Origin of the sequence: Streptomyces sp. YS-3 (assembly GCF_045257485.1) — a bacterium.
Taxonomy (GTDB): Bacteria; Actinomycetota; Actinomycetes; order Streptomycetales; family Streptomycetaceae; genus Streptomyces.
The window spans coordinates 1-6,423 of record NZ_JBJHPC010000419.1; the positions used below are offsets into that span (position 1 = coordinate 1).

A 6,423-nucleotide genomic window follows, 5' to 3' on the forward strand; every position below is an offset into this window, starting at 1 on the left:
CTGATTCCCGAGGGGGAGGGAGGGCGGTCAGGAGGGCGCCGGCGAGGGGGGCGAGAGGGCGGAAAGGCTCCTCAGCCGTACATCCGCCGCATCGCGAAGTCCACCATCTGCTCGACCGCCTTCGCGTCGAACACCATCCGGTGGTCCCCCTCCATGTCGAGGACGAAGCCGTACCCGGTCGGCAGCAGATCGATCACCTCCGCGCCGGTGATCACGAAGTACTTGGACTCCTTGCCCGCGTACCTGCGCAGCTCCTTCAGCGAGGTGAACATCGGGATGACCGGCTGCTGCGTGTTGTGCAGCGCCAGGAACCCGGGGTTGTCGCCGCGCGGGCAGTACACCTTCGAGCCCGCGAAGATCTGCTGGAAGTCCTCGGCCGAGAGCGAGCCGGTGGTGAACGCCCGCACCGCGTCCGCGAGCGAGGGCGGTGACGGCTCGGGGTACAGCGGCTGCTCTCCGTAGGAGGGCTGCGGCTGGGAGTACTGCGCTTGAGCACCCTGGTTCTGGTCGTAGCCGTACATGGGCGCAAGAGTAGTGCGCCACATATGTGCCCAGAGGGGTTGCGTCTTATTACCGACGGGTAGCATCATCGTAGCTACTTGCTGGTAGAGATGTAACCGATCTGCTTACGGAGCCGTCGCCATGGGGCACTACAAGTCGAATCTCCGCGACATCGAGTTCAACCTCTTCGAGGTCCTCGGACGCGACAAGCTGTACGGCACCGGCCCGTTCGCCGAGATGGACGTCGACACCGCCAAGACCATCCTCGACGAGATCGCGCGTCTCGCCGAGAACGAGCTGGCCGACTCCTTCGCGGACGCCGACCGCAACCCGCCGGTGTTCGACCCGGAGACCAACACCGCGCCCGTCCCGGCGTCCTTCAAGAAGTCCTACAAGGCCTTCATGGACAGCGAGTACTGGCGTCTGGGCCTGCCGGAGGAGATCGGCGGAACCGTTTCCCCCCGCTCCCTCATCTGGGCGTACGCGGAGCTGCTGCTCGGCGCGAACCCGGCCGTCTGGATGTACTCCTCGGGTCCGGCCTTCGCCGGCATCCTCTTCGAGGAGGGCAACGAGGCGCAGAAGAAGATCGCCGAGATCGCCGTCGAGAAGCGCTGGGGCTCGACGATGGTCCTCACCGAGCCGGACGCCGGCTCGGACGTGGGCGCCGGCCGCACCAAGGCCGTCGAGCAGCCCGACGGTTCGTGGCACATCGAGGGCGTGAAGCGCTTCATCACCTCCGGTGAGCACGACATGGAGGAGAACATCCTCCACTACGTCCTCGCCCGCCCCGAGGGCCACGGCCCCGGCACCAAGGGCCTCTCCCTCTTCCTGGTCCCGAAGTTCCACTTCGACTGGGAGACCGGCGAGCTGGGCGAGCGCAACGGCGTGTACGCCACGAACGTCGAGCACAAGATGGGCCTCAAGGCGTCCAACACGTGCGAGATGACCTTCGGCGACAAGCACCCCGCCAAGGGCTGGCTGATCGGCGACAAGCACGACGGCATCCGCCAGATGTTCATGATCATCGAGTTCGCCCGCATGATGGTCGGCACGAAGGCCATCGCCACGCTCTCCACGGGCTACCTCAACGCGCTGGAGTACGCCAAGGAGCGCGTCCAGGGCAGCGACCTCTCGCAGTTCATGGACAAGACCGCGCCCAAGGTGACGATCACCCACCACCCGGACGTGCGCCGCTCCCTGATGACGCAGAAGGCGTACGCCGAGGGCATGCGCTCCCTCGTCCTCTACACCGCCGCCGTCCAGGACGCGATCCAGGTCAAGGAGGCCGCGGGCGAGGACGCCAAGGCGCTGGTGGGCCTCAACGACCTGCTGCTGCCGATCGTGAAGGGCTACGGCTCGGAGAAGTCGTACGAGAAGCTCTCGCACGAGTCGCTCCAGACCTTCGGCGGCTCCGGGTACCTCCAGGAGTACCCGATCGAGCAGTACATCCGCGACGCCAAGATCGACACCCTCTACGAGGGCACCACCGCGATCCAGGGCCAGGACTTCTTCTTCCGGAAGATCGTCCGCGACCAGGGCGCCTCGCTCAACCTCCTCTCCGAGGAGATCAAGAAGTTCCTCGCCGAGCAGTCGGGCCACGAGGAGCTGGGCGGCGCGCTCGACTCGCTCGCCAAGGCCGCGGTGGACCTGGAAGCGATCGTCGGCACGATGATCACCGACCTGACCGCCACCGGTGAGGACGTCAAGAACATCTACAAGGTGGGCCTCAACACCACCCGCCTGCTGATGGCCTCCGGTGACGTCGTCGTCGGCTACCTGCTCCTCAAGAGCGCGGCCGTCGCCGCCGAGAAGCTGCCGACCGCCTCCCCCAAGGACGTCGCCTTCTACACCGGCAAGATCGCCGCCGCGAAGTTCTTCGCCGCGAACGTCCTGCCCGGCGTCGGCACCGCCCGCGCGCTGGCCGAGACCGTCGATAACTCCCTGATGGAGCTCGACGAGTCCGCGTTCTGATCCGACGCGTCACGGCCGCGTCAGCGACGCGTCACCGACGCCACGGACCGTCCGGCGGCCCCCTTCCAGGCCGCCGGACCAAGGGCCCGCTCCCCGCCCGGGGAGCGGGCCCTTGTCTGTCGGCACCCCTGGTTAAGGTGAACGTATGAGCACACCCTCCCGCTTCGACCGCGGACACACCGACGACCTGATGTCCTTCCTCGCGGCGAGCCCGTCGCCGTACCACGCGGTGGCGAACGCCGCCGCGCGGCTGGAGAAGGCCGGCTTCCAGCAGGTGCGGGAGACGGACGCGTGGGACGGGTCGGCGGGCGGGAAGTTCGTGCTGCGCGGCGGCGCGGTCATCGCGTGGTTCGTACCGGAGGGCGCGGCGGCGCACACCCCGTTCCGGATCGTCGGCGCGCACACCGACTCACCCAACCTGCGGGTCAAGCCGCTGCCGGACACCGGCGCGTTCGGCTGGCGCCAGGTCGCGGTGGAGGTCTACGGCGGGACGCTCCTGAACACCTGGCTCGACCGCGACCTGGGCCTCGCGGGCCGGCTCACCCTGCGCGACGGGTCGCACGTCCTGGTCAACGTGGACCGCGCGCTGCTGCGCGTCCCGCAACTGGCCATCCACCTGGACCGGTCGGCCAACGACGGCCTCAAGCTGGACCGCCAGAAGCACCTCCAGCCGATCTGGGGCCTCGGCGACGTGGCCGAGGGCGACCTCATCCGCTTCCTGGAACAGGAGGCGGGCCTGGCCGAGGACGAGGTCACCGGCTGGGACCTGATGGTCCACTCGATCGAACCGCCCTCCTACCTGGGCCGCGACGAGGAGCTGGTGGCCGGCCCGAGGATGGACAACCTCATCTCCGTGCACGCGGGCACGGCGGCGCTGGCGGCGGCCTCCACGGACGCGGACCTCTCCTTCATCCCCGTCCTGGCAGCCTTCGACCACGAGGAGAACGGCTCCCAGGCCGACACGGGCGCGGACGGCCCCCTGCTCGGAACGGTCCTGGAACGCTCGGTGTTCGCGCGCGGCGGTACGTACGAGGACAAGGCGCGGGCCTTCGCGGGCACCGTCTGCCTCTCCTCCGACACGGGCCACGCGATCCACCCCAACTACGCCGAGCGCCACGACCCCACCCACCACCCGCGCGCCAACGGCGGCCCGATCCTGAAGGTCAACGTCAACCAGCGGTACGCGACGGACGGTTCGGGCCGGGCGGTCTTCGCGGCGGCGTGCGAGCGGGCGGGAGTGCCGTGGCAGCACTTCGTCTCCAACAACGCGATGCCGTGCGGCACGACGATCGGGCCGATCACGGCGGCCCGCCACGGCATCCAGACGGTGGACATCGGGGTGGCGATCCTGTCGATGCACAGCGCGCGCGAGCTGTGCGGGGCGGACGACCCGTATCTCCTGGCGAACGCGCTGCTGTCGTTCCTGCGGGGCTGATCCCCGCCCGCGCGTTCATCTGCGGACCGTGCCGGGCCGCTCGCGCGGTTCCCCGCGCCCCTTGAATGCGCCCCTTCGGGGCGCCCGCCAGGGGCGCGGGGAACTGCGCGACCGGCCACACACGGCCCGCAGACGAAACAGGGACCCGGTGAGGTCTACCCGTCCAGCCCGGCCAGCACCAACGGCAACCGGGCTGCCGCCCCCGCCACCAGCCGCACCGGCACCCCCCAGTCCTGCTGGTGCACATGGCACGCCGGATACTCGTTCGCCGGATCGTCGTCGCACGACGCCGCCATCGCGGAGACGTGCAGAACCCCCTCCGCCACCGCCGGGTCGAGCGACAGCGACCGCGACAGGTCCGTCCCCGTACCCTCCCCGGACACCAGCAGCTCCGCAGGCGTCGACGAGACGATCAGACGCGTCGACGGACCGTAGCGGGTGTCGAGCTTCTGGCCCGCCGGGGCCTGGAAGACCACGTCCAGTTGGAGCGCCCCCGGGGCGACCTCGGTCGCCTCCCGCCGCGTACGGTGCGCCACCGCGTCCACCCGTACCGCCTCCTCCGGCAGCCGCAGCCGGGTCAGCCGGTGCCGCGCCGACTCCACCACCACGATGTCGTCCCCGACGAGCACCGCGTCACTGGGCTCGCGCAGGTCCGTGGCCAGCGTGGTGACCTCACCCGACGCCGGGTCGTAACGGCGCAGCGCGTGGTTGTACGTGTCGGACACCGCCACCGACCCGTCCGGCAGCGCCGTCACCCCCAGCGGATGCTGGAGCAGCGCCTGCCCGGCCTCCCCGTCCCGGTGCCCGAAGTCGAAGAGCCCGGTCCCGACGGCCGTCCCCACGACGTACCCGGCATCCGAGCGCTCCACGTACCGCAGCGCCGAGTTCTCCGCGTCCGCGACCCACAGCCGGTCCTCGGTCGCCGCGAGCCCGGACGGCTGCGCGAACCAGGCCTCGGCGGCAGGACCGTCGACCAGCCCCTCCTGCGTCGTCCCGGCCGCGACCTCGACGGTCCCGCTCTCGGGGTCGTACGTCCACAGCTGGTGCACCCCGGCCATGGCGATCCACACCCGGCCCTGCCACCAGGCGACGTCCCACGGCGAGGAGAGGTCGACCTCCAGGGCCGGCCCGGACGTGGGCGAACCCTGCCACCACTGCCTGCCGGTACCGGCGACCCGCTCCACGGCCCCGCTCACCGGGTCGAAGACCCGCAGCGCGTGGTTGACGGTGTCCGCGACGACCACGCGCCCGTCCGGCAGCAGCGCGAGCCCCTGCGGCTCGTTGAAGGCACCACCGCCGACGCGCCGCACGACGCTCTCGCCGTCCGGCTCCAGCTCGACCAGCTCGTGCCGCGTCGAGTCCGACACCAGGAAGTTCCCGCTGCCCGGCAGCACGACCGCCTTGCCCGGGAAGCGCAGATCACTCGCCACCGGCTCCGGCGGCACATACGGCCCGTCCCCGCGCCGCAGCGTCCCCTTCGCCCCGTGCTCGGCCTCCAGCTCCTCCACCAGCCTCGCGATGGCGTGCGCATGCCCCTCACCGGCGTGCTGGGCGACGATGTACCCCTCGGGATCGATCACGACGAGCGTGGGCCAGGCCCGCACGGCGTACTGCTTCCAGGTCGCGAGCTCGGGGTCGTCCAGGACCGGGTGGTGCACCTGATACCGCTCCACGGCATCCACCACGGCCTGGTGCTCGGCCTCGTGCACGAACTTCGGCGAGTGCACCCCGACGATCACCACGGTGTCCCGGTGCTTCTCCTCCAGCTCTCGGAGCTCGTCCAGGACATGGAGGCAGTTGATGCAGCAAAAGGTCCAGAAGTCGAGGATGACGATCCTCCCCCGCAGGTCGGCGAGGGTGTACTCCTGATCACCGGTGTTCAGCCAGCCGCCCTTGCCGATCAGCTCGGGGGCCCGAACGCGTGCACGTGTAGCCATACCCCCATCCAACCCCAAAAGCAGGGGTACGCATTCCGCCATGAAATATCTGGTGCGCGACAAGATCTTCGCGATCGGGGACGACTACTGGATCGAGACCGAGGACGGCCGGCAGGCCTTTCTCGTCGACGGCAAGGCGCTGCGGCTGCGGGACACCCTGGAGCTGAAGGACCCGGGCGGGCGGGTGCTGGTCACCCTGCGCAAGAAATTCTTCGCCCTGCGGGACGCGATGACCATCGAGCGGGACGACCGGCCGCTCGCCACCGTCCGCCGCAAACGGCTCTCGCTGCTGCGCAACCACTACCGCGTCAGCCTGGTCGAGGGCACCGAGCTCGATGTCTCCGGGAGGATCTTCGACCGCGAGTTCGCCGTCGAGTACGACGGGGAACTGCTCGCGCACGTCTCGCGCCGCTGGTTCCACGTACGCGAGACGTACGCGGTGAACGTCGTCCGTGAGGACGCCGACGCGGCGCTGCTCATCGCCGTGGTGGTGTGCGTGATCCGGATGGACGAGCGGGAGCGGGAGCACGATGAGGACGACGAGAGGGGCGAGAAGGGGGAGAGGGGCGCGAAGGGCAG

General features: G+C 69.9%; 5 protein-coding genes. 3 read left to right on the forward strand and 2 right to left on the reverse strand.

Going from position 1 to position 6,423, the window contains the following annotated elements; translation table 11 throughout:
* Positions 1 to 71: 71 nt before the first annotated feature.
* Complete coding sequence (locus ACJA3G_RS26960; protein WP_358833726.1) at positions 72 to 521, reverse strand: SseB family protein; 450 nt, start codon at positions 519 to 521, stop codon at positions 72 to 74.
* A gap of 121 nt (positions 522 to 642) precedes the next feature.
* On the opposite strand from ACJA3G_RS26960, the gene ACJA3G_RS26965 reads away from it, so the two are divergent.
* Together ACJA3G_RS26965 and ACJA3G_RS26970 are read left to right on the forward strand one after the other, a co-directional pair.
* Positions 643 to 2,472 carry an acyl-CoA dehydrogenase gene (locus ACJA3G_RS26965; RefSeq protein WP_406555641.1) on the forward strand — a complete coding sequence of 610 codons (1,830 nt, stop codon included), beginning with the start codon at positions 643 to 645 and terminating at the stop codon, positions 2,470 to 2,472.
* A 145-nt stretch (positions 2,473 to 2,617) separates the two neighbouring features.
* Positions 2,618 to 3,907, forward strand: coding sequence for a M18 family aminopeptidase (locus tag ACJA3G_RS26970; protein ID WP_406555642.1), 1,290 nt, complete (start codon positions 2,618 to 2,620; stop codon positions 3,905 to 3,907).
* A 155-nt stretch (positions 3,908 to 4,062) separates the two neighbouring features.
* Here the strand turns inward: ACJA3G_RS26970 and ACJA3G_RS26975 are convergent, their stop codons facing one another.
* A complete protein-coding gene (locus ACJA3G_RS26975; protein ID WP_406555643.1) occupies positions 4,063 to 5,844 on the reverse strand; it encodes an NHL domain-containing thioredoxin family protein in 1,782 nt (593 codons plus the stop codon).
* A 40-nt stretch (positions 5,845 to 5,884) separates the two neighbouring features.
* On the opposite strand from ACJA3G_RS26975, the gene ACJA3G_RS26980 reads away from it, so the two are divergent.
* The coding region (locus tag ACJA3G_RS26980) for an LURP-one-related/scramblase family protein (protein WP_406555644.1) at positions 5,885 to 6,423 on the forward strand (539 nt) is incomplete at its 3' end.